The sequence below is a fragment of the Parasphingorhabdus halotolerans genome, assembly GCF_012516475.1.
Taxonomy (GTDB): Bacteria; Pseudomonadota; Alphaproteobacteria; order Sphingomonadales; family Sphingomonadaceae; genus Parasphingorhabdus; species Parasphingorhabdus halotolerans.
Map to the genome: position 1 here is coordinate 3,149,668 of NZ_CP051217.1, position 25,886 is coordinate 3,175,553.

26 protein-coding genes and 1 pseudogene are annotated in these 25,886 nt (G+C 52.4%); 20 read left to right on the top strand and 7 right to left on the bottom strand.

The features are described 5' to 3' along the window. The first annotated feature begins 161 nt into the window (after window positions 1-161). Both HF685_RS15420 and HF685_RS15425 read left to right on the top strand, forming a co-directional pair. On the top strand, window positions 162-917 hold the full coding sequence (locus tag HF685_RS15420) for a Bax inhibitor-1/YccA family protein (RefSeq protein ID WP_425500192.1): 756 nt from the start codon (window positions 162-164) through the stop codon (window positions 915-917). Window positions 918-1,062: 145 nt separating this feature from the next. Further along, the gene (locus HF685_RS15425; RefSeq protein ID WP_168820837.1) at window positions 1,063-1,833 is read left to right on the top strand and encodes a hypothetical protein; all 771 of its coding nucleotides are present in this window, start codon (window positions 1,063-1,065) and stop codon (window positions 1,831-1,833) included. On the opposite strand, the gene HF685_RS15430 is transcribed toward HF685_RS15425, so the two are convergent. The 3 genes from HF685_RS15430 to HF685_RS15440 form a co-directional block, all read right to left on the bottom strand. Further along, entirely contained in the window at window positions 1,830-2,447 is a 618-nt protein-coding gene (locus tag HF685_RS15430) for a glutathione S-transferase family protein (RefSeq protein WP_168820839.1), read from the bottom strand. The two genes, HF685_RS15425 and HF685_RS15430, sit on opposite strands and share 4 nt — an antisense overlap. Window positions 2,448-2,632: 185 nt before the next feature. Beyond that, window positions 2,633-4,948 carry an ATP-dependent Clp protease ATP-binding subunit ClpA gene (clpA, locus tag HF685_RS15435; RefSeq protein ID WP_168820841.1) on the bottom strand — a complete coding sequence of 772 codons (2,316 nt, stop codon included), beginning with the start codon at window positions 4,946-4,948 and terminating at the stop codon, window positions 2,633-2,635. A 270-nt stretch (window positions 4,949-5,218) separates the two neighbouring features. Beyond that, window positions 5,219-5,416, bottom strand: a complete 198-nt coding sequence (locus HF685_RS15440) for a DUF1192 domain-containing protein (RefSeq protein ID WP_168820843.1) — start codon at window positions 5,414-5,416, stop codon at window positions 5,219-5,221. A 124-nt stretch (window positions 5,417-5,540) separates the two neighbouring features. On the opposite strand from HF685_RS15440, the gene HF685_RS15445 reads away from it, so the two are divergent. The 3 genes from HF685_RS15445 (at window position 5,541) to HF685_RS15455 (ending at window position 8,561) form a co-directional block, all read left to right on the top strand. Next, window positions 5,541-6,563 carry an NAD(P)H-quinone oxidoreductase gene (locus tag HF685_RS15445; protein WP_168820845.1) on the top strand — a complete coding sequence of 341 codons (1,023 nt, stop codon included), beginning with the start codon at window positions 5,541-5,543 and terminating at the stop codon, window positions 6,561-6,563. A 126-nt stretch (window positions 6,564-6,689) separates the two neighbouring features. After that, entirely contained in the window at window positions 6,690-7,370 is a 681-nt protein-coding gene (locus HF685_RS15450) for a DUF1013 domain-containing protein (protein ID WP_168821578.1), read from the top strand. Window positions 7,371-7,430: 60 nt separating this feature from the next. Then, the gene (locus HF685_RS15455) at window positions 7,431-8,561 is read left to right on the top strand and encodes an MBL fold metallo-hydrolase (protein ID WP_168820847.1); all 1,131 of its coding nucleotides are present in this window, start codon (window positions 7,431-7,433) and stop codon (window positions 8,559-8,561) included. Here the strand turns inward: HF685_RS15455 and HF685_RS15460 are convergent. Continuing rightward, window positions 8,558-9,829 carry a TCR/Tet family MFS transporter gene (locus HF685_RS15460; protein ID WP_168820849.1) on the bottom strand — a complete coding sequence of 424 codons (1,272 nt, stop codon included), beginning with the start codon at window positions 9,827-9,829 and terminating at the stop codon, window positions 8,558-8,560. The two genes, HF685_RS15455 and HF685_RS15460, sit on opposite strands and share 4 nt — an antisense overlap. A 92-nt stretch (window positions 9,830-9,921) precedes the next feature. Between HF685_RS15460 and HF685_RS15465 the strand changes: the two genes are divergently transcribed. After that, complete coding sequence (locus tag HF685_RS15465) at window positions 9,922-11,616, top strand: long-chain-fatty-acid--CoA ligase (RefSeq protein WP_168820851.1); 1,695 nt, start codon at window positions 9,922-9,924, stop codon at window positions 11,614-11,616. A gap of 21 nt (window positions 11,617-11,637) precedes the next feature. On the opposite strand, the gene HF685_RS15470 is transcribed toward HF685_RS15465, so the two are convergent. Then, complete coding sequence (locus tag HF685_RS15470; RefSeq protein ID WP_246218662.1) at window positions 11,638-12,351, bottom strand: COG3904 family protein; 714 nt, start codon at window positions 12,349-12,351, stop codon at window positions 11,638-11,640. Window positions 12,352-12,767: 416 nt separating this feature from the next. On the opposite strand from HF685_RS15470, the gene HF685_RS15475 reads away from it, so the two are divergent. The 3 genes from HF685_RS15475 to HF685_RS16165 all read left to right on the top strand — a co-directional run bounded on the left by HF685_RS15475 (window position 12,768) and on the right by HF685_RS16165 (window position 13,781). Continuing rightward, window positions 12,768-12,920 (top strand): hypothetical protein, encoded by a 153-nt coding sequence (locus HF685_RS15475; RefSeq protein ID WP_168820853.1) that lies wholly within the window; start codon window positions 12,768-12,770, stop codon window positions 12,918-12,920. 122 nt (window positions 12,921-13,042) lie between these two features. Beyond that, complete coding sequence (locus HF685_RS15480) at window positions 13,043-13,462, top strand: hypothetical protein (RefSeq protein ID WP_168820856.1); 420 nt, start codon at window positions 13,043-13,045, stop codon at window positions 13,460-13,462. A gap of 97 nt (window positions 13,463-13,559) precedes the next feature. Continuing rightward, the gene (locus HF685_RS16165) at window positions 13,560-13,781 is read left to right on the top strand and encodes a hypothetical protein (RefSeq protein ID WP_211051249.1); all 222 of its coding nucleotides are present in this window, start codon (window positions 13,560-13,562) and stop codon (window positions 13,779-13,781) included. Window positions 13,782-14,149: 368 nt separating this feature from the next. Here the strand turns inward: HF685_RS16165 and HF685_RS15490 are convergent, their stop codons facing one another. After that, window positions 14,150-14,848, bottom strand: a complete 699-nt coding sequence (locus HF685_RS15490) for a cysteine hydrolase family protein (protein WP_168820858.1) — start codon at window positions 14,846-14,848, stop codon at window positions 14,150-14,152. A 60-nt stretch (window positions 14,849-14,908) separates the two neighbouring features. Beyond that, complete coding sequence (locus tag HF685_RS15495; protein WP_168820860.1) at window positions 14,909-15,469, bottom strand: Crp/Fnr family transcriptional regulator; 561 nt, start codon at window positions 15,467-15,469, stop codon at window positions 14,909-14,911. Between the two features lie 190 nt (window positions 15,470-15,659). On the opposite strand from HF685_RS15495, the gene HF685_RS15500 reads away from it, so the two are divergent. From HF685_RS15500 to HF685_RS15550, 11 genes and pseudogenes are all read left to right on the top strand, one after another. After that, window positions 15,660-16,907 (top strand): cytochrome P450, encoded by a 1,248-nt coding sequence (locus HF685_RS15500; RefSeq protein ID WP_168820862.1) that lies wholly within the window; start codon window positions 15,660-15,662, stop codon window positions 16,905-16,907. A gap of 1 nt (window position 16,908) precedes the next feature. Continuing rightward, on the top strand, window positions 16,909-17,556 hold the full coding sequence (locus HF685_RS15505) for a TetR/AcrR family transcriptional regulator (RefSeq protein ID WP_168820864.1): 648 nt from the start codon (window positions 16,909-16,911) through the stop codon (window positions 17,554-17,556). Window positions 17,557-17,783: 227 nt separating this feature from the next. Then, window positions 17,784-19,453, top strand: a pseudogene (gene ccoN / locus HF685_RS15510) (cytochrome-c oxidase, cbb3-type subunit I). Between the two features lie 13 nt (window positions 19,454-19,466). Continuing rightward, on the top strand, window positions 19,467-20,201 hold the full coding sequence (gene ccoO / locus HF685_RS15515) for a cytochrome-c oxidase, cbb3-type subunit II (protein WP_168820866.1): 735 nt from the start codon (window positions 19,467-19,469) through the stop codon (window positions 20,199-20,201). Then, window positions 20,198-20,359 (top strand): cbb3-type cytochrome c oxidase subunit 3, encoded by a 162-nt coding sequence (locus tag HF685_RS15520; protein ID WP_168820868.1) that lies wholly within the window; start codon window positions 20,198-20,200, stop codon window positions 20,357-20,359. Before ccoO ends, HF685_RS15520 begins: the two co-directional genes overlap by 4 nt. After that, window positions 20,352-21,302: a cytochrome-c oxidase, cbb3-type subunit III gene (ccoP, locus tag HF685_RS15525; RefSeq protein ID WP_168820870.1), complete on the top strand. Its 951-nt coding sequence runs from the start codon at window positions 20,352-20,354 to the stop codon at window positions 21,300-21,302. The genes HF685_RS15520 and ccoP overlap by 8 nt, the downstream gene beginning before the upstream one ends. Beyond that, the gene (gene ccoG, locus HF685_RS15530; protein ID WP_168820873.1) at window positions 21,289-22,740 is read left to right on the top strand and encodes a cytochrome c oxidase accessory protein CcoG; all 1,452 of its coding nucleotides are present in this window, start codon (window positions 21,289-21,291) and stop codon (window positions 22,738-22,740) included. Before ccoP ends, ccoG begins: the two co-directional genes overlap by 14 nt. A 14-nt stretch (window positions 22,741-22,754) precedes the next feature. Next, window positions 22,755-23,222: a FixH family protein gene (locus tag HF685_RS15535; RefSeq protein ID WP_168820875.1), complete on the top strand. Its 468-nt coding sequence runs from the start codon at window positions 22,755-22,757 to the stop codon at window positions 23,220-23,222. A gap of 71 nt (window positions 23,223-23,293) precedes the next feature. After that, a complete protein-coding gene (locus HF685_RS15540) occupies window positions 23,294-25,348 on the top strand; it encodes a heavy metal translocating P-type ATPase (RefSeq protein WP_168821580.1) in 2,055 nt (684 codons plus the stop codon). Next, window positions 25,345-25,503 carry a cbb3-type cytochrome oxidase assembly protein CcoS gene (gene ccoS / locus HF685_RS15545; RefSeq protein WP_168820877.1) on the top strand — a complete coding sequence of 53 codons (159 nt, stop codon included), beginning with the start codon at window positions 25,345-25,347 and terminating at the stop codon, window positions 25,501-25,503. The genes HF685_RS15540 and ccoS overlap by 4 nt, the downstream gene beginning before the upstream one ends. Continuing rightward, a complete protein-coding gene (locus HF685_RS15550) occupies window positions 25,490-25,750 on the top strand; it encodes a hypothetical protein (RefSeq protein WP_168820879.1) in 261 nt (86 codons plus the stop codon). Before ccoS ends, HF685_RS15550 begins: the two co-directional genes overlap by 14 nt. Window positions 25,751-25,886: the final 136 nt, after the last annotated feature.

A 25,886-nucleotide genomic window follows, 5' to 3' on the forward strand; every position in this document is an offset into this window, starting at 1 on the left:
GTTAATAAATCACCATTCAGATGTTCGATAGAAAATATCTATTGAAATTTAAGATATTTCGAATGCGCTTTTATGCGGTATCACTTGAAAAATCTTTGGAATCAACCGATATTGATGCCAACGGGTGTTTTAAAGGACCCGATTTTTTGAGGAGTAAAATTATCATGGCTTGGCCTGATCCTAGAATGAACCAGAATTCCGGCATAGGCATGGCACGCGGTAGTGCTGGCGGAATGACCCAGACTGACGTCGCATATGACGCAGGCCTGCGGACATTTATGCTCAAAGTTTATAATTACATGGCGAGCGGCGTATTGCTCACGGGTATCGTTGCGATGCTGTTTGCGAGCTCTGGCATGGCAGCGGACATCATGATGGGCGGTGGTATGCTCAAATGGGTGATCATATTGTCTCCGCTGGCAATTGTTTTGGCTATGAGCTTTGGCCAGAACAAAATGTCGACCTTCACTTTGCAGGCTATGTTTTGGGCATTTGCCACCCTCATGGGTCTGTCGATGTCGACGATATTCCTGGTCTACACCGGGGCTTCCATCGCGCAGACCTTCTTTGCAACCTCTGCGGCTTTCCTTGGCCTTAGCCTCTATGGCTACACAACCAAGAAAGACCTCTCCGGTTGGGGAAGCTTCCTGATCATGGGAGTGATCGGCCTAATTGTGGCTTCAGTGATCAACATCTTTTTGCAATCGTCAATGTTCCACCTGGCGATCAGTGCTATCGGTGTGCTTATATTTGCAGGCCTTACGGCCTATGACACGCAGCGGATCAAAAGCATGTATGCTTATGTTGCTGGCACTGACATGGTCGGCAAAGTGGTGATCATGAGCGCGCTCAACCTGTATCTGGACTTTATCAATATGTTCCAGTTCCTGCTCAGCTTCATGGGCAGTCAGGACTAAGATCACTCAAATGGATTTTGGAAAAGCCCGGCAGGAAACTGCTGGGCTTTTTCTTATCGCGTTTCACCAGATGTTTAGCTTTTCGCCGCTAGACAAATCAGAGTGCTAACCATAAGAGCAATCTTCGAGTTTTTGGGAGACGAGTATGTTGTCGCGTGTGAAAAAATTGCCTTTGCTGGCTATTGGAGGCATGATTTTCGTGCTTGCCGGATGCCAGGTCGCAGCACCGCCTCCGCCAGCGGTAGCACCACCTATTGTTTATACGCCGCGTGCACCGACACCGCCATTTAATGCCAGCAGCAACACGCTTATTCCGCCACTGCGGGTAGATGGTATGCGTCAGACCATCAACCGCGATATTGGACCTCTGGAAACATTATGGCATGTTCGTGCCGCGCTGAACGTAGCGGCCCTCAGCTGCACGGGTCCTGCTTATGCGCGGATAGTGGATGATTATAACGCATTCATCAATAAAAACGAAAAATTTTTACGCAACGCAAACAACTCGATCATCAGCAAATATCGCCGGGAAATCGGCAATGATTATAAAGCCGAACATGACCGTCACCAGACCAGCCTTTACAATTACTGGTCGTTCTCGCCGCTGCGCCGTCCGTTCTGCGACCAGTCGGTGCTGATCAGCGAGCGGGCCGTGGCTACCTCTACCGGAGACCTTGAGACGTTTGGTGCGCAAGCGCTGGCTGAGCTGGAGCGGCCTTTCACAGAATTTTATCTGGCTTACGAGCAATATGAGCGTGATCTTGATGCATGGCGCCGTCAGTACGCCCCAGAGCAATATCGCGATGCCCGGGACGAGACAATTAACACCGAAGGCCTGACGGGTAATCTAGTGCAACCGGATGAACGTGAAAATCCCGTTGACCTTGGCATTATCGAGCCGCCGACCGGCAACTAATCCTCCGCTTCAGGCATCAAAGCCATATCAATAGCCTTGGCGGCTTTATAAGCGTCCCGTTCCCTAAAACGCTCAGCATAGGCTTTGAAACTGTTGCGCTCCGGCAGAGTACCAAATTGCAATCCCCAATCGACCTGAGAGCCGACATAAACATCGGCCATTGTGAACCTGACGCCGCAAATATATTCGCGATTGGAAAGTGCACCATCGAGGACATCGACAGCTCTCTCCAGATTCCCGTATCCAGCCATTCGTTGCTGATCTTCGGTCGGCGTTATGCCCAAATGCTTATCGGTAATGGCCTGTTCCAGCGGACCAGCCGTAAAAAACAGCCAGCGATAATAATCGGCACGCTCGTTTTCGGTGGGGCTCAGTCCGCTAGCCGGGAATACCTCTGCTAAATATGCGCAAATAGCAGCGCATTCGGTTACTGTCTTGCCGTCGTGAACAATCGCAGGGACTTTACCCATAGGATTGACCTTCAGATAATCAAGGGCCTTCATTGTTGTACCATAATCCAGCAAGACCTGATCATAGTCCGCACCCGCCTCATGCAATGCCCATCTTACAATCTGGCCGCGTGACATCGGGTTAGTGTAAAAGGTGAGGGTCATCGTGCGTCTCCTAATTAACTTCAAGAACATAGTAGGAACATGTGATCGCGAGTCAAGCCCCACCTCATGCGGACACCACGGTAACTTAACAAGTCCGAGGGGTTCGTAGGCGAAAAAAAGCGGCGTAAGACCAGTCCCGCCGCTTTCATTTTCTCAGGGTTTGCGACCCCTTATTTTCAGGAGAATTATTTTGCTTTTGATGGCGTCCTTTTCTTGGGTGCCTTTTTCTTTTTTGCCTTGGGCGCAGCTGGGCTCACCTCAAAGGTTAGTTCGTTATCTTTGAGATGCACCTTTACTTCGCCGCCATTGACCAACTTGCCGAACAACAGTTCTTCAGCCAGCGGTTGTTTGATTTTCTCCTGAATCAGGCGTCCCATCGGGCGCGCGCCATACAGCTTGTCATAGCCGCGTTTGGTTAGCCATTCCTGCGCATCATCGTCCAGCGTAATATGAACATTTTGATCAGCCAGTTGCAGTTCCAGTTCGAGAATGAATTTCTCGACCACACGGGAAACCACTTCTGGTGGAAGATAGGCAAATGGCACAATCGCATCAAGGCGGTTGCGGAATTCGGGAGTGAACATCCGTTTCACCGCTTCTTCACTGGCATCTTCTTTTGATGTATCGCCAAAACCGATACCTTCCCGCGCCATATCAGACGCACCAGCATTGGTTGTCATGATCAAAATGACGTTGCGGAAATCTACCGTTTTGCCGTGGTGATCGGTAAGTTTACCGTTGTCCATAACCTGCAGCAGGATATTGAACAGGTCCGGGTGGGCCTTCTCGATTTCGTCGAGCAGCAGCACACAATGCGGATTTTGATCAACCGCATCTGTGAGCAATCCGCCTTGATCGTAACCGACATATCCTGGAGGTGCACCAATCAGTCGAGAGACGCTATGGCGCTCCATATATTCCGACATATCAAAGCGTTGGAGCGGAATGCCCATGATTGATGACAATTGCCGGGCGACCTCGGTTTTACCCACGCCGGTGGGACCGGAGAACAGATAATTTCCGATTGGTTTATTGGGTTCACGCAGTCCTGCGCGGCTGAGTTTGATTGCGCTGGACAGCTTTTGAATCGCTTCATCCTGGCCAAAGACAACGCGTTTCAAGTCCTTATCGAGGCTTTCCAGCGTTTTCTTGTCATCCTTCGACACCGATTTGGGCGGGATCCGCGCCATGGTCGCGATTACCGCCTCAATATCTCTGGTCGTGATCATTTTCTTGCGGCGTGAAGGGGGAAGCAGCATCTGCATTGCGCCAACTTCATCAATAACATCAATGGCTTTATCAGGAAGCTTGCGATCATTTATATATCGCGTGGATAGCTCGACAGCTGATTTTAACGCATCGGGTGAATAGCGAACCTTGTGATGATCTTCGAATGCACCGCGAAGGCCGGCGAGAATTTTTATCGTGTCCTCAACCGATGGTTCGTTAATATCGATTTTCTGGAAGCGTCGCAGCAATGCGCGGTCTTTCTCAAAGTGGTTCCGAAATTCCTTGTAAGTCGTTGATCCAATACAACGAATAACGCCACCGGAAAGAGCAGGTTTGAGTAAGTTCGAAGCATCCATAGCGCCGCCACTGGTCGCGCCAGCCCCGATAACAGTGTGTATTTCATCTATAAACAGGATCGCATCAGGCATTTTTTCGAGTTCGGAAACGACTTGCTTCAACCGCTCTTCAAAATCGCCGCGGTAGCGCGTTCCGGCGAGCAATGCGCCCATATCCAGCGAATATATTACGGCTGGCTTCAAAACATCCGGGACGTTTTCTTCGACGATACGCAGTGCCAGACCTTCCGCAATCGCGGTTTTTCCGACGCCAGGCTCGCCGACATAGAGTGGGTTATTCTTGGAACGACGGCAGAGAATTTGCACCGTGCGATCAACTTCAGCCTGACGACCAATCAGCGGATCAATCCGGCCATCCTTGGCCTTTTCGTTCAGATTGACGGTGAACTGGTCGAGCGCGGTTTCTTTTTTGTTTTTCTCTTTCTTGTCGTCGGTGTCTTCGCTGCCCGACAGCTCGGCGGGCTCCACTGTCTGGCCGCCTTTGCCGACCCCGTGGCTGATAAAGCTGACCGCATCCAGACGGCTCATATCCTGTTGTTGCAGGAAGTAGACCGCATAGCTCTCGCGTTCCGAGAAGAGTGCAACCAGCACATTGGCACCGGTTACTTCATCCTTGCCGGAAGATTGGACGTGCAAGATCGCACGCTGAACAACGCGCTGGAAACCGGAAGTGGGGGAGGGGTCAATTGTTTTCTCAACCTTGAGCGAGTCGAGCTCACTATCAAGATACAAGACCACGGCGTCTTCCAATTCGCCAAGATCGACACCGCAAGCATTCATCACTTGGGATGCGTCGCCGTCATCGACCAACGCGAGCAAGAGATGCTCCAGCGTGGCATATTCATGGCTGCGGTCTGACGCGTTCTTTAGCGCCTGATGCAGGGTTTTTTCGAGCGATTCCGCGAATGATGGCATGTACTTAACTCCAAAATTGAGACCTTTTACTGGTCCCGGTTGCCGAAAAGCTAGTGTTGTAATGCTTTCCGGGCTTTAACCAATTGCTTTCCATCTAGATCGTGCCTGCGGCCAAAAACTTCAAGGTCGCAAGTTGGTCCAGACTGCCAGCATCAAGCCAAAGCTGCCAATTTTTTCTGTCTCATCTCCTAAACGGTCCAATGTGGATCGGCTTAACCCTGAATATTGTTAAACATGGTTAACAAATGCTTACCATAATGCCAGCATTTATCACTTTTTGAACAGGTCTTCTGCACTAGCCCGGTGGGAGACCGCAAAGTGTTTCTTTTTTTCGCAACGGGTTATCTCGGATTTGAGCATCGAAATGCGTTCTTCCAGCTCGTCTACAGAAAATGGGTCCAAATCCTGTTTTATCAGCGCTGCGAGCGGATCATTTTTTGCACGCGGCAGATTTTCGTCATCGTCCATGAATTTACACCCTTGAATGTGTTGATCTGATACCGTCCGATAATGTTGACCCGCAGCCGATTGGAGTCAATAAGGCGATGCGGAATACTGGGCGAAAGCACGGCCAAAACAATGGGGGCATTGAATGTCAAATTCAGAAGTGTTGCAATCGACGATTCCAACCCGAATGACAGCTGTTGCGATAAGCGCACCTGGCGGACCGGAAGTCCTGAAACCTGAAACAACCGCGGTGCCGGTTCCAAAGTCCGACGAGGTGCTGATAAAAGTTGCTGCCGCTGGCGTGAACCGTCCAGATGTGGTGCAACGCATGGGCCTTTATCCTGCTCCGCCCGGTGCATCGCCGCTTCCTGGTCTGGAAGTGTCAGGAACGATCGTGGCAATAGGCGACGGCGTTGAACCCGAGAACCTTGGCCGTAAAGTGTGCGCGCTGACCAACGGCGGCGGATATGCGGAATATTGCGTCGCGCCCATAGGTCAATGCTTGCCAGTGCCAGACAGCGTGACGATGGAAGAAGCAGCGGCGCTACCCGAAACTTTGTTCACAGTCTGGAGCAACCTGTTCAATCGCGGATTTGCGCGGGAGGATGAAACCGTACTGGTGCATGGTGGCACCAGCGGTATCGGCACGATGGCGATCATGCTGGGCAAGCTCTTTGGTCTTAATGTCATCGTGACGTGCGGCAGCGACCAGAAATGCAGCGCCGCCAAACACATCGGCGCGGATCATGCGATTAATTACAAGTCACAGGATTTTGTCGAGGAAGTGAAAAAAATCACCGACGGCGCGGGTGTCGAAGTGGTGCTCGATATGGTCGCTGGCGATTATGTCGCGCGCAATCTCAATTGTCTCAAGGCCGATGGTCGTCATGTCACCATCGCGGTGCAGGGCGGGATGAAGGCCGAACTCAACATGGCGCAAATCATGATGCAGCGGCTGACTTTAACCGGTTCCACGCTGCGTCCGCAATCCGCCGACCGCAAGGCGTTACTCTGTGACGAGATTTATCGTTACGTCTGGCCCGATGTCGAGGCGGGTAAGCTCAAGCCAATAATGGATGAGAGTTTCGCGCTCGCCGACGCGGCAAAGGCGCACGCGCACATGGAAGCGGGCGATCATATCGGCAAGATTGTGCTGAGAGTCGGGTAAACGCAAACATCTTGCCGACTCTTCAAAAACACCCTACATAAGGCTTAACAACAGGCCGTCTCCGAAAGGGGGCGGCCCTTATTTTATGGAGATTGGCCCGTGGCTAACGAACAACAGACACCGCTTATGCAGCACGCAACCGCTAGCTGGCTGGTCGATAACACCGCTTTGAGTTTTGACCAGATCGCGGAATTTTGCGGTATTCACATTCTTGAAGTCAATGCGATGGCGGATGATCTGGCAAGCTCCAAATATACCGGGCGCGATCCGGTTCAGGCGCACGAGCTGACCAATGAGGAAATTGCCAAAGCCGAGGCAGATCCCGATTACCGGATGGTCTTGCAAAAAGGACCGGATCAAGTCCGTCGTACCAAGGGACCACGCTATACTCCGGTTTCCAAGCGGCAGGACAAGCCGGACGGCATTGCATGGTTGCTCAAAAACCACCCGGAAATTTCCGACGCACAAGTCGGCAAACTAATTGGCACCACGCGCACCACGATCAATGCGATCCGCGAGCGGGAACATTGGAATATTGCCAATATCCTCGCCAAAGACCCGGTGACATTGGGACTGTGTTCCCAGCGCGAGCTTGATGCCGTTGTCGCCAAAGCGGCCAAGAAAGCGGGTATTGAGCCTGAAATTGCCGAAGACACCAAACTGGGAGGCGACAAGGAAGCTTTGATCGCCGAGCTACATGAAGAACGTGCGCAAGCCGTTCGCGATGCCGATGCCGCCCTTGCTGCCGAAGCGGGCGAAGAGGAAGCGCCGAAAGAGCATACAGCAGATACGCTTTTCAAGGACTAGAATTAACCAATCGATTAATTCGGGTTGCGCCCTTCGCTGGCCTGTGCCTATGGTCTGCAGATGGACGCTCCTCGAAAAATACCTGCCTATGACGCGCTATTGGCCGATCATGGCTTCGATCCGGTTGAATCGGATGGATTGACCTATCCGTTGGGCGAATATCGCCCCGAATATGGCGAGGTATTTGAGCTAATGCCTGGGATTAGCTGGACCCGGACGCCCGTACCGGGGCCGCTGGGGCATATTAACAACTGGATATTGCGGGATAGCCATGACGACGGCTCCGATGGTTTCGCCATTGCTGACACCGGCCTGTTTATGCCCAAAACCATTGAAGTGTGGAAAGATATTTTTGAAAACGGCGCGCTAAAAGGCCAGCGCGCGACCAAGATTATTGTCACCCATTATCATCCCGACCACGTCGGATGTGCAGGCTGGCTGTGCAAACGCTTCAAGGCGCCGCTGCATATGAACCGCACCGAGTGGCTGATGACGCGGATGCTGACGCTCGACAAAGAAGGCGGAGTTCCTGAAGAAATTCTGGATGACTGGCGCTTTGCCGGTTGGGAGCAGCGCCTGATTGATGATTTTGCCAAAAAAGGATGGGGACGATTTGCCCGCGCCGTGTCCAATGTCCCGATTAGCCATATCCGGATGGAGGAAGGCACGCGGGTTACGACCGGCAATGCCGATATTCGGCACCAATGGCGCGTGATGATCGGCAGCGGCCATACGCCCGAACATGCCTGTCTGGTCGATGACGAAAATCATGTGATGATTTCGGGCGACCAGATATTGCCGCGCATTACATCCAATATCTCGACGATGATCAGCGAACCAACCGCCGACCCGCTGGGCGAATGGCTGGATAGCATCGCACGGTTTCGGGCGGAGGTTGATCCAGAGTTGCTCATCCTGCCGGCGCATGGACGCCCCTTTAAAGGGGTGCATCAAAGGCTGGATACGCTTGCCGCGCGCCATAATGAGGCGCTCGATGACGTGGTGGCCGCGCTGAAGCAAAAGCCGATGCGGGTGGTGGATAGCTTTCCATTGTTATTCCGGCGTCCCATTACCGACGATGTGATTGGTATGGCAACGGGAGAGGCAATGGCGACGATGCGGCATCTGGAATATACCGGCCGCGCGGTCCACGCGATGAAAGACGGTACGGCCTGGTATAGTGCCGCTTAAGTCGTTTGGGCGTCAGGTTCGGGGACAATTTCACCACTATTATGCAGGGCATAACCGCGCAGAAAAATCGCTAACGCCACCAGGGCAATCGCGCCCGCGACAACAAAAGGCACAGCCGGAAAATAGGGCAGACCGTCCCGCGCGGTAAATGCGAAGAATATAGCAGGATACAGAAGTGGCGAAATCATTGTCGAAATGCTCGACAGACTTGATACTGCCCCTTGCAACTCACCCTGGGTCGTGTCGGATACCGCCTTGCTCATCAGGCCATTAACACTGGGCTGTACCAATCCTTGTAGTGCTCCCGGGACAAGAGCGACAAAGACCAGCCAAGGATATTCTCTGGCAAAGGGATAAAATAACGTCCCGATCACCATCCCGAATACACCGATGATAACTGCGTTTCTTTCACCAACCTTGGGGATGATGACGCGGATCAAACCGCCTTGGACAACAGCCGCACCCAAGCCGACCATGGCCAATGCAAAGCCGATCATCTTGGGGCTCCACTGCAAAGCTTCGACCGCATAAAATGCAAACATGATCGGATAGACCATATGGGCGAGCATCCAAACGGCGATGGTGATCGCGTACCACAGCACAACCCGGTTTTGCTGGCTCAAGCCTTTCATTGCTACAAAAGCATTGGCGCGCTTTATGTTGAATGTCCGGCGCTTCTCTTTTGGCAAGCTTTCTTTGAGCATGAAGAAGCCGAAGACCAGATTGAGCAGTGCTAGACCGCCAGCGAAGAAAAACGGTACCCGTGTGCCAATCTCGCCCAAGAACCCGCCGAGTGCTGGACCGATGATAAAGCCGACACCGAATGCCATGCCGATCAAACCGAAATTGGCGGCACGTTTATCAGGTGGAGATACGTCGGCAATATAGGCATTGGCTACACTGAAGCTTGCGCCCATAATTCCGGTGAGAACGCGCCCGACGAAAATCCACAGCAGGGTCGGGGCCAAGCCCATCAACATGTAGCTGATCGCATAGCCAGCCAGTGTGGCGAGCAACACCGGTCGTCTGCCAAATTTGTCTGACAGATTCCCGATGATCGGGCTGAAAACAAACTGCATCGCGGCATAAGTAAATGCCAGCCAACCGGCATCTATGGATGCTTCGGCCACGGTATCTCCCGTAATCTCGACGAGCAATTCGGGGAACACCGGCATGATCACGCCAAACCCGATCATGTCGATCATCACCACAAGAATGACGAACAAAAGAGATGCTTTTGCTGGTTGTGGAGAAGTAGAATCGGTCATGCAAATGTTGCCATACACACTGATCTATCGTTAAGGGAGAAGAAGTTATCGGACCATTGCATCGCGTGCGCCATTCACTTACACTTATGTTAATGACTGACAATAGCGACAATCCCACACCGCACGAAAACCCGCCCATTTGGAAATCGCGGTATAACCACCCGACCCAGTGGGACCAGTTTTTTCAACCGCTTTCGATGCCGGGTATGTTCTTCCGGTCTGCGGGTCGGCGCGGTGATGCCAATTTGCTCGATTTTATGGGGCGCAAATATAGTTATGCTGAAATCGCAACGGGTGTAACGAGAGTTGCCAAGGGACTTCAGGATCTAGGCGTCGAAAAAGGTGATCGCATTGGCCTGTTTCTGCCGAACGTTCCGCACTATGTCAGCGCCTATTATGGTGCGATGGCTATTGGTGCGACCGTGGTCAATTTTTCGCCGCTGTATACAGTGGAGGAACTCAACCATCAGGTTGAAGATTCCGGCACTAAAATATTGTTTACACTCTCTGCCAGCGCGGTGTTCCCCACTGCTTATCAAGTGCTCCAGCAATCGAGCCTCGAACGGCTGGTAGTAGGCAGCGTTGCTGGCGCTTTACCAAAAGGCAAAGCACTGTTTTATCGTCTGTTCCGTCGCAAGGAGAATACCCCGCAGCCCGATGATGACCGAATTACGCCTTTTGCCGATCTGATTAACAATGATGGCAATTATAAAGCGGCCAATATTCGCCCTGAAAAAGATATCGCGCTGCTGCAATACACAGGCGGCACTACGGGCACCCCGAAAGGTGCCATGCTCAGCCACCAGAACCTCACCGCCAATGCGCGGCAGATTAACGGCATTGATCCTTATATTGATGAAGCGGACCGGCTGATGGGCGTGCTGCCGTTTTTCCATGTGTTTGCCAACAGCGCAGTGCTCAATCGCACGGTTGAACGTGGCGGCGAAATTATCATGCTGCCACGGTTTGATGCCAAGCAGACACTGAAGGCGATTACCCGCAACCAGATTACCGCTATGCCTGGCGTGCCGACGATGTATCAGGCGCTGCTCGACCACCCCGATATCGACAAGACGAACTTCTCGTCTCTCAAAGTCTGCGTATCGGGCGGGGCGCCTTTGCCGCAGGAACTGAAAAAGAAATTCGAAGCAAAAACCGGAGCAAAACTGGTCGAAGGATATGGTCTCACCGAAAGTTCCGGAGTGGTCAGTGCCAATCCCTACGAAGGGCTTAACAAGCCGGGAACTATCGGACAACCAGTGGCCGCCACTCTTGTCAAGCTGGTCGACAAGGAAGACCCGACCAAACAGGTTCCGGACGGCGAACCGGGCGAGCTTATTTTTTCAGGTCCGCAGGTCATGCAGGGCTATTGGAACATGCCCGAAGCGGATGAAGAAGTTTTTGTGGACGGATTCCTGCGCACCGGCGATGTTGCTCAGATTGACGAGGATGGTTACATCAAGATTGTCGACCGGATAAAGGACATGATTGCGGTTGGCGGTTTCAAGGTTTTTCCCAGCCAGGTGGAAGAAGTGCTCTACAAACATGAGGCCGTAAAAGAAGCGCTGGTTATTGGCGTACCGGACGAATATCGCGGAGAGAGCCCGAAAGCCTATGTTGCTTTGGAAGCGGGCGCGAGCGCAACGGGCGAAGACCTGAAAAACTGGCTCAATCCGCAGCTCGGCAAACATGAACGGGTGATCGATGTGGTGGTGCGGGAAAGCCTGCCCAAAACAATGATCGGCAAGCTTGATCGCAAAGCGCTGCGGGCTGAGGAACTGAAATAGGCTGTCGGTGGGCGGGTGCTTTTATTCTGTGACGTTTGCCACGTTATATTCCAGTGCTTCCTTGGTTGTAAGGCAGCGGCGGGTTTCGGTACTGCTTCCGGCGCTTTTTATTGCACTGGTTTTATACATCACATCTTTTAGCAGTTTGCGCGATACACCCATGCGGATAAGGAAGTCATTGTCTTCAGTCGCGAGCAGAGCGCTTTCCTGTTCCACCTCACCGATTAGTTCTGCTGTGGAATCGGTCCCCATTTCAACACTGTAATTTATCGCATTGCGGTCATTGGTCATGGTGAACATATGCACCATGAAATGCCCGCCTTCTTCCATGATCCGCGCTTCTCCACCCATGAATACAAAATTGCACGCACTAAAACAGGTCCAGCCGGAAGGGATGCGGGTGATAACCGCGCCGCCCGTTTTGCGTATAATAAGGCCTGCCGCATTGCCAGCGCGAGCGTCTCCGCCGGGAGAGCGCAGCCAGATTTCCGCAATATCAGGGTTGGCCTCAAGAGTTGATTTCAAACGCTCTGGCAGACCTTTGTCAATCGCCCCTTCTGCCAGTAACACTTTGGTGCCACCCATATCCATCGGGGTAAGCTTCATGGTTGTATTTGCCGTCCAGTTCGGTTCTGCCGGGCAAGTCGGGTTTTCAGGATCCATAGCTTCTTGGGTAAGCCCAGGGCTAGCGAATAGCACCGCAAGCAATAGCGATGATTTAAATATCTTTGGCATCTGTTACCCATCCTGCTCCGAATGATGAGATTATAGGCCAAAGCGGCTTTCCAGACAAGCTGTGTGCTATTTCGATGATGCCGTGGTTTTCGCGTAGCTATCATTGGAGGTTGAGCGGGAGGCATTTGCCCGGATTGAAAGTAACCAAAAGTTGCAAAAGTGCCGCGCAGCGCGAGCGGGGCAGATGCGGCCTCTTCGGAAATTGGCGGTTCCGCTGTTTTCGCGTCGCGTTCCGGGGCTGAAAACAAGTGCGGTTGTTTGCATTAGGGTGCGGCGGGGCTTGCGTTGGTGGCGGTGCAAGAGATTTTCCGGGCGCACGATTTCCTGTGTGGCGGACGCTTGCCAGTGTCGGACGCAGATCGTGGATTGTCGCAACTGACATCGCAATTGGAGTTCGGGCTAGCGAAGACTTGGAAATGTCACTATTAATTCGCAAAGCGGAGGCGATAGGACGCCCTCTTGGTGACGACAGATTTCTTGTCGCCGCGGAGAAACAGACCGGGCGAAAGCCCAAAGCGGACAAGCGCGGACGAAAGAAAAACGGAGAAAAAAGTGCACTTTCACCGTAATTGCAGGGGTTGTTGCAACTGTCACCGTAATTCCGTAATTCCAACTGTCACCGTAATTCATAAACTGCGTCGGCCGTGGACCCTGCTAATCGGAAGCATTGATAATATTAGGTGACTAAGTAATGAAAATGGAAAAAATTGTGATTTATAAAGTCAATGTGACTTTATCACTGCTATGCCATCTGGGGGTGTTTATTTTTATTTTTGTCTATGGTTATACTGTAGAAGGAATTGACATATTTAAGCTAAGTTTTTTTGCAGATTCTAGATTTTTTTTCGGAAATTATATATTGGCATTTATTGCTGTCTATTGTACTTTTATTTATATGTTAGTAAAATTTTCTATAAGCGTTTTTCACAGAAAATCATTTTTATATCTTGAAGGTAATAATATTTACCTAAAAGGTAAAAAAATCTCTTCGATTGAACAAATAGACACATTAAAAACACGTTTTTCATATAGATATTTATTTCGAATATTGGATATTTATTTGCTAAATGGAAAAAAATTGTCCTCCCTATCATTATGCTTAAAAAAGTGAATGACGCCAGTTTTTTGCCAAAGTGAAAATTGGAATTACGGTGACAGCAATTACGGTGACAGTCGCAATAACCCCCAAACTATTATCGCCCCTGCATTTGGCTCGGCTTCCCCGCATCGTTATCCGCGGCATCCCGCATCATGTCACCCAGCGCGGGAATAGGCGCGAGAAGACATTTTTTGAAGATGGCGACTACGCGCTTTATCTCGATTTGCTGGCGGAGGCAGCGGCCATGGAAGCCAGAACCGGGCACAAGCTTGCCCCGGCAAAACGCGGCCGAGCGCCGCAGGGAAAGGCTAAGGCAAAAATATGGGTTTAGAGTTTAGGGGTTATTGCAACTGTCACCATAATTCCCACCATAATTCCCGTAATTCTAATTAAAGTTCCGCATCGCATTCTGGACATCGCCCAACTACGTGGGGCCACCATGCATGCCGACCGCCATCTGTTATTTTTCCATGGCCGCATGGCCGCTTTCTAAAGTAGACCAAATAAAATACCACCACCGCCGTGATCCCAACTATCAATATCACTAACGTCGATATATTATCGAAGTAATTGAATGCAACATGCCAAATCATAACATTGATTGCAATGATACAAACGAAAAGAATGAAATTGAGAAGAAATGTCTTCATATGCTAACCCTGATTACAGTGACGGTTGCAATAACCCCGTAATTCCATTTTAGTTATTTGAAGTCAATAACTTATCGACCTGTCCACTCGTTGATTTCGGTTTCTCGAATATTGCGGTGGCTTGAGCCATGCTGAGAAGACGCCCCTTGGCATTCCAACTTTCCTCAACGCGTTTTTGAAGTTTTTGGCTTTTTGTCGCGGTGCAGTCTGAAATCAACCACACGTTATAGCCGCGCTCTTCCGCTTCCTTCATGGTCATATCCACACAATGCTCCGTAGTAAAACCGCAGAATAACAAATTCTTGGAACCGGCCTTTTTTAACTTCGCGTCGAGATCACTTCCCTTAAAGCCATCAAAAGCATATCGACCATTCACAATTATGTCCGATTTTTTAACAATTCCATCAGTAAATTCGGCGCGCTTGGTGCCTTTCGTGAAAAAGGAAGCGAAAGTCAGCCATGCGAACCAACCCTTCTTATTTTTAGGATCAATTACAAGCGGTGCCTGCACAACTGGGAAATTATTTTCTCGCGCTGAATCGAGCAGGTTCACTGTATTTTCGAAGATATTTCTGCTTTCGTATTCCGATTTGATCATTCGGTTATAGAATCCCGGCTCAGTCCATTGCTTTTGAAATTCTACCACAACGACAGCAGTGTTTGACGGGGTCAGTTGCGCAACTGTCTGAGCCTGTGCATTCGAAAAAAGTGCAACCATCGCTGCGCTAGCAATAATTATTTTTCGCATTTTAGATATCCTCTTATTTCGTTCATATTCGGAGATAAGAGGGTGCTCACAAATGTGCCTTTACATTTGTTTAGTGACCGTTTGCCTCAGTTCTTTGCGAATTCGGCTGAGATGCACTGGTGAAATTCCAATTAAGCTTGCGATTTCAAATAGCGGAACCTGATCAGCCCATTGGCCGAGTTGATCCACAACCTTCAAATAGCGTTCCTTTGCGCCTAGCCGTCTGCTATCAATTTCACGTTGTGCTTTCTCAGAGATTTGATTCTCGCGATGAAAGTTAATGATTTGCATCAGTTGCGGATCTGATTGCGATGCAACAAGGACATCGTCGAGGGGAGCAATAGCTATTTCACCGGCTGTCACTGCCTCTACACATGAGACAACAAAAGTCCCATCAGCTTGGTATGGGGTAATTCCCGCATCACCTGGGAGAAGAAATTTTTTAACAATCTCTTGCCCGTCTTCAAATGGTAAGAAAACCCGAAACACACCCTCTGTCACCACGAACGCTTTTTGGCTGATCTCGTCGTCAGGATAGGCAACCATCTCTTTTGAAGCATATTTCCGCCTCGAGAAATATCTGGTGAGCAATTGCTGTTTGGAACTTAGAATATCTGACATAATCGCAACATAAATGAAATATGCTCTTTTTCATATGCTTTGATTACTGGTCAGAGCGTCATGGATTGTTGGCACTGTCATCGCAATGGCACCGCAACGGCACAGCAACGGAATTGCATTGTCAAAACATAAAATAGGGATATAACCCTAATCTTGATGAGTCGCATGGGCGGCGTGGAGGAGAGCAGGCATGGCAATGACATTAGCACCCGAAAAAACAGCAATAGACCCGATCGACGTTTCACTGCCTGAACTTTATGCAGAAGATCGCTGGCAGGAACCGTTCCGGAAACTGCGCGCAGAAGCGCCCATTCAATATGTTCCGGAGTCAAAATTTGGTCCTTACTGGTCGGTTTCCACCTACAAGCCGATTGTCCACGTTGAGGCATTACCGAAAATTTTCTCATCCTCGTATGAATATGGCGGCATCACGATTGCGTTATTTGTCGATCATCTGATGGAAGATGAATTTCGCCAACCACAGTTTATCGCGATGGACCCGCCGCAACATACGGCGCAGCGGCGGACGGTTGCACCGGCCTTTGGTCCCGGCGAGGTTAAAGCGATGCAGGATGAAGTGCGTGAACGCACGGCCGGTCTGCTGGACTCGCTTCCCGTGGGAGAAGCTTTTGACTGGGTCGACAAGGTCTCCATCGAACTCACCACGGGGATGCTTGCCAAGCTGTTTGATTTTCCCTGGGAAGAGCGGGACAAGCTGACCTATTGGTCCAATATGCTGGGTGATGTGGAATTGATTCATGCCGAAGGCGGGATTGCCAGGCGCAATGCGATCGCCATGGAAATGGCCGGGGCCTTTGCCGAACTATGGCAACGCAAGGCGGCAGGGGAGCCAGGCAAAGATTTAATCTCTGTGATGATGCAGTCTGAATCGATGAGCGAGATGAGCCAGGAAGAGTTTATCGGCAATCTCGTGCTGCTGATCGTCGGCGGCAATGATACGACCCGCAATTCGATGAGCGCTTATGCTTATGGTCTTAGTCAATTTCCTGGTGAGCGGGCGAAGCTGGAAGCTGATCCGTCGCTGATTCCCAATGCCGTCGCGGAGCTACTGCGCTGGCAAACCCCACTCGCGCATATGCGCCGCACGGTGATGGAAGATACCGAACTGGAAGGCGTAAAAATGAAAAAGGGCGACAAGGTTGTGCTCTGGTATCTCTCGGCTAATCGCGATGAAAGTATTTTTGATGACGCGGACAGCATCCGGGTGGATCGGGAAAATGCACGGCGGCATCTGTCCTTTGGCTATGGCATTCACCGCTGCGTTGGCGCGCGCGTGGCTGAGTTGCAACTCCATGTTTTGCTCGAGGAAATGGCAAAGCGGCGGTTGCGGGTGAATGTGCTTGAAGAGCCCGAGCGCGTTCCTGCCTGCTTCGTCCATGGCTACAAGAAAATGATGGTCAAGCTGGAGAAATACTAAATTGAAAACCCGCGACCGGATCGTTTTGGGTGCGCGGCAGCTTTATAACCAGCGTGGCTATGGAAATGTCTCCAGCGCGACGCTGGCTGAGCATCTCGGCATTGCTGAGGGTAATCTCTGGTATCATTTCAAAACGAAACGAGCGATCTTGCACGCGATCAGCGAGCAGTTCGCGCAAGATATTGAAAAGCGCTTGTCCCTGCTTCCATTGGGGGGTGGTGATATTGTCGATGAATATGCGACGCTGTTGCAAGCGATTATCGATGAGTTTCGCGAATATCGTTTCTTGTATCGCGATCAGGCCGATTATGGCGAGCATGATAAAATCGTCCAGCAGGGCGCGCGCAGGTGGATCGAACGGACTCACGAACAATTTCGCGCTTATTTCAGAGGCTGTGTCGAGTCAGGACTACTCGATTGGCCAGAAGAGCGACTGCCGGACCTCGCGATAAACGCGACCATCATCTTGCGTTACGGTCTGGAATATTTCCGCGAGATGGGTGATCCGATTGAAGAGGGCGGCGGCGCAATCCGCAATACATTGCTGCGGCATCTGACGCTGTTCGAATATCGACTAATGCCCGAAGCAGCGATCCGCTTGCGACGTTCGATTGAACGGATGGAAAATATCAAAGAAGCCGTTAACTGATTTACTGCACGTTAAATAGAAATCCACCCTGAAACCGCGGCTGCTCACAGTGAATATGAGCAAATCAGCGCACGTGGTTTGGGTATGAAACTTCCAAGACAGGAACCATCCCGGTTCGGCATCGACCTCAAATATCCGACTACGTATTTCTCCTTATGTTGCGGTCAATGCCAAGCTGTTAGCGCTGACCTTCCCCACATACGGGGCCACAAACGGGGAAGGACGTTATGGATACTCTTTTGATGAAGGCTGGCAGTTGGCTGGTCCTCGCAGTGCTTGCATTTGCCGCCATGGTTCTGGCGGTCGACAGCGGTTTCGCGGTGCACATGGCGATTGTCATTATCGCTTGTCTTATCGCGCTTTGGGTGACGATCAGCAAGGCTGATTATCAGGCCATTGGGCGGGGCATATTAAAGGCCCCGATGGAGGAAGGCCTCTATGACGACGACCCAATCCGCTGGGGTGTGATCGCGACGATATTTTGGGGCATGGCCGGATTTCTTGTCGGGCTCTATATAGCATTGCAGCTCGCCTTTCCGGTCCTCAATCTGGGTCTGGAATATACGACATTCGGGCGCCTCCGCCCGCTTCACACATCTGCTGTTATTTTTGCTTTTGGAGGCAATGCGCTAATCGCGACGAGTTTTTACATCGTCCAGCGCACTTGCAGGGCGAGGTTGGCCTTCCCCGGCCTCGCCCGCTTTGTTTTCTGGGCTATCAGCTGTTTATCGTGCTGGCCGCCACCGGTTACCTGCTCGGCATTACCCAATCGAAGGAATATGCCGAGCCTGAATGGTATGTCGATATCTGGTTGACGATCGTCTGGGTGAGCTATGCCGCCGTTTTTATCGGCACGATCGTAAAACGTTCCGAGCCACATATTTATGTCGCCAACTGGTTTTTCCTGGCGTTCATCCTGACGGTTGCGATGCTGCATCTGGTCAATGGACTGGCCATGCCGGTCAGCCTGCTTGGTGCAAAAAGCTATAGCGCCTTTGCCGGTGTGCAGGATGCCCTGACGCAGTGGTGGTATGGCCATAATGCGGTTGGTTTTTTCCTGACCGCAGGCTTCCTGGGCATGATGTATTATTTCGTGCCGAAACAGGCGGAGCGGCCCGTCTACAGCTACCGCCTGTCGATCATCCACTTCTGGTCCTTGATCTTCCTCTATATCTGGGCAGGACCGCATCACCTCCACTATACCGCGCTGCCGGATTGGGCACAGACGCTGGGCATGGTCTTCTCGATCGTCCTGTGGATGCCAAGCTGGGGCGGGATGATCAACGGCCTGATGACGCTCAACGGCGCATGGGAAAAAATCCGCACCGATCCGATCATCCGGATGATGGTTCTCAGCCTCGCATTCTATGGCATGAGTACTTTCGAAGGTCCGATGATGTCGATCAAGGCGGTAAACAGCCTGTCGCACTACACCGACTGGACCATTGGTCACGTACACAGCGGTGCGCTGGGCTGGAACGGCATGATCACCTTTGCCGCGATATATTTTCTGGTCCCGCGTCTGTGGGGCAAGCAACGCCTCTATAGCCTGCGCATGGTGAATTGGCACTTCTGGTTCGCGACGCTGGGTATCGTTCTCTACGCCGCGTCGATGTGGGTCGCCGGTATCATGCAGGGCCTGATGTGGCGCGAATATGGGGACGATGGCTATCTGGTCTATGCCTTTAGTGAAGTCGTTTCTGCGATGTTCCCGATGTACGTTATTCGGGCAACGGGCGGTCTGCTCTATCTCGCTGGTGCCTGTGTGCTGGTTTATAATGTCTGGATGACCATCGCGGGCAAGGTTCGCGATGAGAAACCGATGACCGAGACGCCGTACGACGCGGCGGCGGACAAACCAATTGTTTCGCAACCAACCGCCGTACCGGCAGAGTGAGGGAGACAAGAACATGACCACACTCACGCAAAAACATAAGAGAATTGAACGCAACGTCACCCTGCTCGCGGTGTTAGCCCTGATCACCGTGATCATCGGCGGGATCGTCGAAATCGCTCCCTTGTTCTGGATCGACAATACGGTTGAGGAAGTTGAGGGCGTGCGGCCTTATACTCCGCTCGAACTGGCGGGACGCAACATCTACATCCGCGAAGGTTGCTATACCTGCCACAGCCAGATGATCCGTCCGTTCCGCGATGAAGTGGAGCGCTACGGTCACTACTCGCTGGCGGCGGAATCGATGTATGATCATCCTTTCCAATGGGGTTCCAAGCGGACAGGGCCTGATCTTGCTCGCGTCGGTGGTCGCTATTCGGATGAATGGCATGTCCAGCATCTGACCGACCCGCGGAGCGTGGTTCCGGAATCAATCATGCCGCCTTATGCGTTTCTGGCGAAAAAAGAACTTAAGGCTGGCGATATGAGCGCGCATTTGCGGGCGATGTACCGGGTTGGTGTTCCCTACAGCAAGGAAGCGATTGAAAAGGCCAATGAAGATTTGCTGACACAGGCTGATCCGATGGCCAGCACGACCGAACTCGAGAAACGCTATCCCAAGGCGCAGGTTCGCGACTTTGATGGAAACCCGGACAAGCTTACCGAAATGGATGCGCTGGTCGCCTATCTGCAGATGATCGGCACGTTGGTCGACTTTGAAGCGGGTGAAGCGCAGGAGCAGCCGCGATGAGCTATGAGGCACTCCGCCATTTCGCTGACAGCTGGGGACTGATGTTCATGGCTTTCTTGTGGATAGCTTTCACCGTCTGGACCTTTCGGCCCGGTGCCAAAGGTCATCACGATGATGCCGCGAACATGATTTTCGATGAGGACAAGCAAGATGTCTGACAAAAAATATATCGACGAAGCCACGGGCACCGAAACCGTCGGCCACGAATGGGACGGTATCGAGGAACTCGACACGCCGATGCCGCGCTGGTGGCTATGGACCTTATATGCCACGATTATCTGGGCTATCGGCTATGTCATTATGTACCCGGCAATACCCATGCTGAACAGCGCCACGGAAGGCGTGCTCGGCTGGACCAGCCGCGGGGAATATGCCAAAGAAGTTTCAGGCCGTGAAGCTGAACTGGCACCAATTCGTCAGGCCATTATTTCCACGGATATTCGCAAATTGAACGGCACTCCCGAGCTGATGCAGCAAGCCATTGAAGGTGGTCGTTCGGCATTCAAAGTGCATTGCGTGCAATGCCACGGTTCCGGTGCTGCCGGGTCAAAAGGCTATCCCAATCTGAATGACGACGACTGGTTATGGGGCGGTGATCTGGAAGCTATTGAATATACGCTGGTCCATGGCATTCGTCAGCCCGATCATAGCGACACCCGCTTCTCGCAAATGCCGGCCTTTGGCAGAGACGGGATATTGCAGAGTAACGAGATACAGGACGTGGTTTCGCACGTGCGAACCCTGTCAGGGGATGAAAAGCCCAGTGCAGCATCGCAGCGCGGCGCGCTTGTTTACGCAGCCAATTGCGTCATCTGCCATGGTGCCAATGGCAAAGGCGATCGTCTTCAAGGTGCACCCAATCTGACTGACAAGATCGCTCTCTATGGACGGGATCGGGCCACTCTGACCGAAACCATCACCAACAGCCGCTATGGCGTTATGCCACGCTGGAACAACCGGCTTGATCCCGTGACCATCAGAATGCTGGCTGCTTATGTACACTCGTTGGGCGGCGGCGAAACGCTTCCCGCGCTTGAGAAAGTGAATCAGGAAACTCTTGAACAGGTGGAGAGTGAAGGCGCAGGTGATGAACAGTCCTAACGTAACTCTTGAACCTGAAGCCAAGCTCTATGAAGCGCGCAAATCAGTCCATCCGCAGCGGATAGACGGCACCTTCCGGCGGCTGAAATGGGCGATCATGATTGTCGCTTTGGCAGTCTATTATATCACCCCCTGGATCCGCTGGGATCGCGGGCCTTATACTCCCAATCAGGCGGTGCTGGTCGATCTGGCCAACCGGCGCTTCTATATGTTCGGCATCGAAATCTGGCCGCATGAATTTTACTATGTCGCCGGGATGCTGGTGATGGCGGGCGTCGGTCTGTTCATGGTGACATCGGCAGTGGGTCGTGCCTGGTGCGGTTATGCCTGTCCGCAGACGGTCTGGACCGATCTTTTCCAGCATGTCGACCGGTTTGTCGACGGCGACCGGAATGCCCGCATGCGAATGGACAAGGCACCATGGACCGCGAGAAAAATCTCCAAGCGCCTTTTCAAATGGGGCATTTACCTGTTCATCGCCTTCTGGACCGGTGGTGCGTGGATCATGTATTTTGCCGATGCGCCCACGCTGGTGGTCGATTTCTGGACGGGTAATGCAGCCTTCGTTGCCTATGCAACGGTGGGTGTTCTAACCGCGACAACCTTTATCTTCGGCGGCTTCATGCGTGAGCAGGTCTGCGTCTACATGTGCCCCTGGCCGCGCATACAGGCTGCGATGATGGATGAAAAATCGCTGCAGGTGACTTACAAGGAATGGCGCGGTGAACCTCGTGGCAGCGTCAAGAAGGCGGAAAAGCAGCCCGGTGCCTTTGGCGACTGTATCGATTGCAATCAGTGCGTTGCGGTCTGCCCAACCGGGATTGATATTCGCGAAGGGCCGCAAATCGGTTGCATCACTTGCGCGCTTTGCATCGATGCCTGCGACCGGGTCATGGGAGAGGTCGGCCGTCCACGCGGCTTGATCGACTATGTCACCTCTGACGACGCAGAGGCCGAAAAAGCTGGCAAAGAGGTTCCTCCTGCCTGGAAGAATCTGCTGCGGCCCCGCGTATTTATCTACTTTGCCGTCTGGGCAGCCATCGGTCTCGCCATGCTGTTCGCGCTCGGCAATCGGACGCGACTTGATCTGGCGGTTCAGCATGATCGCAACCCCGTCTATGTCCAGCTATCCAGTGGCGACATCCGCAACACCTACACGGCGAAAATCCGCAATATGGAAAACCGTCCCCGCGAGGTCGAAATTGCGATTAGCGGATTGCAGAATGCAACCATCTGGGAAGGCGGGACGACAAGGCCTGATGCACAGACTAGTCTCCGGGTAAACCTACCCGCAGATACCGTCGCCAAAGTGCAGCTGTTCATTGCAGCACCTTCGACCGCTGCCGAGCGTGATGAATTCAAGATGACCGTGCAAGGCGTGGATGATGAAGCACCAACCGACACCGAGGCACTTTTCTTTGAACGCCCGAAAGAATGATTGAGGATCGAGAAATGAACCGAACCAAAAAGACAATCACCGGTTTTCACGTGACCTTGATGTTCGTCGCCTTTTTTGGTGTCATCATGGCGGTTAATTTCCTGATGGCTGGTCTGGCGCTCGGATCTTTCAGCGGGACCGTCGTCGACAATAGCTATGTTGCGAGCCAGAAATATAACCAATGGCTGGAGGAAAGCCGGAAAGAAGCGGCACATGGCTGGACGGTGAATGAACCGGTCAGAGTATCAGATCGCCTACAAATGTCGGTGACTGGCTCTAGCGACACTGCACTTTCCGACGCCACTATTACCGCTATTGCCGAGCATCCCGTGGGCCGCACGGAAGCCTTGAGCCTGACATTCGAGGAAAAAATGCCCGGCCAATATACCAGCAACGAGGCTCTTCCCGCTGGCCGTTGGAAACTTAAAATCTCCATTTCCGAAGGTGGACGCAGCTTTGACTTGGTTGGCGAGGTCATGTGAACGTAACCCTTGTCTCGGACCATATCGACGATGCCGCTGCCTGCGAAGACAGCCGCTTCGCCGTGCCGACAATGCGCTGTGCGGGATGCATATCGAAAATTGAGCGCGGACTGGCGGATCTGCCTGGAGTGATCAATGCGCGGGTGAATTTTTCGACCAAGCAAGTCGCCGTATCCCACGTTCCCGAACTGACCGAAGACAAACTGAAAAGCGCTATTGGCCAGCTGGGTTTTGAAGCCCAAATATTGGCCGATAATCCGCTGTCCGAAGATCGCGGCGATACCAAGAGGTTGCTCCGCGCGCTGGCCGTCGCAGGGTTCGGAATGATGAATATCATGCTGCTGTCGGTGAGCGTATGGTCGGGTGCGGTGGGCGTGACCAAAGACCTGTTCCACTGGCTGTCCGCGCTTATCGCTATTCCGGTTATCGCCTATGCGGGACGACCTTTTTTTGCCTCAGCGGTTATGGCATTACGTTACATGCGGACCAATATGGACGTGCCCATAAGTGTCGGCATCATCCTCGCGACAGGGCTGAGTCTTTATGAAACCGCAACCAGCGGCGAGCATGCCTATTTTGACGGCGTGGTCATGCTGATTTTCTTCCTGCTGGCAGGGCGTGTACTCGACGGCATGATGCGCGACCGTGCCCGCGAAGGTATTTCTGCATTGCTCAAGCAAACCGCCCCAGGTGCGATGGTTTTACAATCGGATGGTACCACCCGTTGGATCAAAGCGGGGAACATCGAAGCTGGAATGGTGATGCAGGTGTCAGCGGGTGAAATTCTCGCTGCTGATGGCGTAATCATAGAGGGTCGCAGCGGCTTTGACCTCTCCATGCTGACCGGAGAAAGCGATCCGCAACAGCGCTGTGAAGGCGATGAGGTTCTGGCGGGCACAATGAATCTGTCTGCACCTGTGCAAGTTCGCGTAACGGCTGCGGGCAAGGACACCAGCATATCGGATATCGCCCGTCTGATGGACGAAGCGGGTCAGCACCGCTCCTTCCATGTGCGCGTCGCCGACCGGGCCGCCCGCTACTATGCGCCCGCAGTCCACAGTCTGGCGTTGCTCGCCTTTATTGGCTGGATGCTGGCCGGAGTGGGCTGGCATCAGGCTTTGCTGATTTCCGTCGCGGTACTTATCATTACCTGTCCCTGCGCGCTGGGCCTCGCCGTTCCGGCCGCTCAGGTTGTGGCGTCCGGCGCATTGATGCGTAAAGGGGTGTTGGTCAAAGACGGCAGTGCATTGGAAAGACTGGCCGAAGCCGATATGGCGCTGTTCGACAAAACCGGTACCTTGACGCTCGGACGGCCGGAGCCGGTGAACCTTGATGGGCTGACTGCGGAGCAGAGGAAAATTGCGTTGGCGTTGGCACAGGCCAGCACGCATCCGATTAGCCGGGCGATCCATACCGCATTGATCGCCAAAGGCACGACGCCCGAGCGGATCGATGGATTGGCTGAGATTTCCGGCTATGGCATGACGGGCAGCCTTTCCGGCGTGCCAGTCTCGCTTGGTCGATCCGATCAAACCGGTCGCTTGCTAAGTTGCACGTTAAAAATTGGCGATGACCAGTTCGATATCCATCTGCAAGACAATCTTCGCCCTGACGCCAATGAGACATTGGAGAAGTTGAAAGCAGGCGGCATCAACTCCTCGATCATTTCTGGCGACAGCCCTGAAGCTGTATCGGTGGTTTCGGGTATCTTGGGAATTACCGCACAGGCCAATGCTCTGCCACAGGATAAGCTTGATCTGATTGATCGATTGGCAAAGGATGGACACAGAGTTTTAATGGTTGGTGATGGTCTAAACGATGGCCCCGCACTCGCTGCTGCTCATGTCTCCATCGCCCCGGGTTCCGCCAGCGACGTCGGCCAGCAAGCCGCCGACGCCGTTTTTACCAGCGATAGCCTGCTGCCGGTGGCTTTGGCAGTCAGGGTCGCCCGCAAAACTATGCAAACCGTGCGACAAAATTTTGCGCTGGCGATAGGTTATAATATCCTGGCGGTTCCTTTGGCACTTGCCGGGCTTGTCACGCCGCTTATCGCCGCAATAGCGATGTCGCTCTCTTCGCTCATCGTTGTTGGCAATGCTCTGCGTCTTTACGGAGCCGCAAAATGAGTGGCTTAGCCATCTTGATTCCAGCGGCACTTTTTATGGGACTTTGCGGTCTCGCCTTTTTCTTCTGGGCGATGCGCAACGACCAATTTGAAGATCTGGACGGAGCAGCACAGCGCGTCTTGATCGATGAGGAGGTGGAAGATGACAGTGTTTAACTGGCTCCGGCATGAGTTAGGGACTTTCCTCCCGGCGTTCGTTGCATTGGTTCTTATGGTGCTGTTGCCGGCGGCTCCGGCGCACGCAAGCATGTTGGTGGAGCTTTGCACTGCCGACGGAGATGTTCGCGTGGTTGCAATTCCGCTGGAAAAACAGAATGAGCGCGATGATCAGCGCGATTGTGCCAGTCCTTGTCACGCTTTTCTGTCGCGGAAATTGGGAAAGGAAAACGGCAATCGCACCTGACACGGTTAGTGCTATTTATTCCAAAGCTAAGTCCGATTGTCTGTGTGACGCCGCAGGTAGAGTGGAAAAAAACCACTCCGCTGCCTCGTGGTTATTACGTAATGACGGGATATTCCCGCGCTCCTACTTTTGTTCC

What these genes read in the sequence shown, in the direction of transcription:
- HF685_RS15465 (WP_168820851.1), top strand. Translation starts at nt 9,922, where the DNA reads ATGACTGACAATAGCGACAATCCCACACCGCACGAAAACCCGCCCATT.
- HF685_RS15440 (WP_168820843.1), bottom strand. Translation starts at nt 5,416, where the DNA reads ATGGACGATGACGAAAATCTGCCGCGTGCAAAAAATGATCCGCTCGCA.
- HF685_RS15480 (WP_168820856.1), top strand. Translation starts at nt 13,043, where the DNA reads ATGAAAATGGAAAAAATTGTGATTTATAAAGTCAATGTGACTTTATCA.
- clpA (WP_168820841.1), bottom strand. Translation starts at nt 4,948, where the DNA reads ATGCCATCATTCGCGGAATCGCTCGAAAAAACCCTGCATCAGGCGCTA.
- HF685_RS15425 (WP_168820837.1), top strand. Translation starts at nt 1,063, where the DNA reads ATGTTGTCGCGTGTGAAAAAATTGCCTTTGCTGGCTATTGGAGGCATG.
- ccoS (WP_168820877.1), top strand. Translation starts at nt 25,345, where the DNA reads ATGAGTGGCTTAGCCATCTTGATTCCAGCGGCACTTTTTATGGGACTT.
- HF685_RS15490 (WP_168820858.1), bottom strand. Translation starts at nt 14,848, where the DNA reads ATGCGAAAAATAATTATTGCTAGCGCAGCGATGGTTGCACTTTTTTCG.
- ccoO (WP_168820866.1), top strand. Translation starts at nt 19,467, where the DNA reads ATGACCACACTCACGCAAAAACATAAGAGAATTGAACGCAACGTCACC.
- ccoP (WP_168820870.1), top strand. Translation starts at nt 20,352, where the DNA reads ATGTCTGACAAAAAATATATCGACGAAGCCACGGGCACCGAAACCGTC.
- HF685_RS15495 (WP_168820860.1), bottom strand. Translation starts at nt 15,469, where the DNA reads ATGTCAGATATTCTAAGTTCCAAACAGCAATTGCTCACCAGATATTTC.
- HF685_RS15470 (WP_246218662.1), bottom strand. Translation starts at nt 12,351, where the DNA reads ATGCCAAAGATATTTAAATCATCGCTATTGCTTGCGGTGCTATTCGCT.
- HF685_RS15535 (WP_168820875.1), top strand. Translation starts at nt 22,755, where the DNA reads ATGAACCGAACCAAAAAGACAATCACCGGTTTTCACGTGACCTTGATG.
- HF685_RS15520 (WP_168820868.1), top strand. Translation starts at nt 20,198, where the DNA reads ATGAGCTATGAGGCACTCCGCCATTTCGCTGACAGCTGGGGACTGATG.
- HF685_RS15445 (WP_168820845.1), top strand. Translation starts at nt 5,541, where the DNA reads ATGTCAAATTCAGAAGTGTTGCAATCGACGATTCCAACCCGAATGACA.
- HF685_RS15500 (WP_168820862.1), top strand. Translation starts at nt 15,660, where the DNA reads ATGGCAATGACATTAGCACCCGAAAAAACAGCAATAGACCCGATCGAC.
- HF685_RS15540 (WP_168821580.1), top strand. Translation starts at nt 23,294, where the DNA reads ATGCGCTGTGCGGGATGCATATCGAAAATTGAGCGCGGACTGGCGGAT.
- HF685_RS15455 (WP_168820847.1), top strand. Translation starts at nt 7,431, where the DNA reads ATGGACGCTCCTCGAAAAATACCTGCCTATGACGCGCTATTGGCCGAT.
- HF685_RS15450 (WP_168821578.1), top strand. Translation starts at nt 6,690, where the DNA reads ATGCAGCACGCAACCGCTAGCTGGCTGGTCGATAACACCGCTTTGAGT.
- HF685_RS15430 (WP_168820839.1), bottom strand. Translation starts at nt 2,447, where the DNA reads ATGACCCTCACCTTTTACACTAACCCGATGTCACGCGGCCAGATTGTA.
- HF685_RS15475 (WP_168820853.1), top strand. Translation starts at nt 12,768, where the DNA reads ATGTCACTATTAATTCGCAAAGCGGAGGCGATAGGACGCCCTCTTGGT.
- HF685_RS15460 (WP_168820849.1), bottom strand. Translation starts at nt 9,829, where the DNA reads ATGACCGATTCTACTTCTCCACAACCAGCAAAAGCATCTCTTTTGTTC.
- ccoG (WP_168820873.1), top strand. Translation starts at nt 21,289, where the DNA reads ATGAACAGTCCTAACGTAACTCTTGAACCTGAAGCCAAGCTCTATGAA.
- HF685_RS15550 (WP_168820879.1), top strand. Translation starts at nt 25,490, where the DNA reads ATGACAGTGTTTAACTGGCTCCGGCATGAGTTAGGGACTTTCCTCCCG.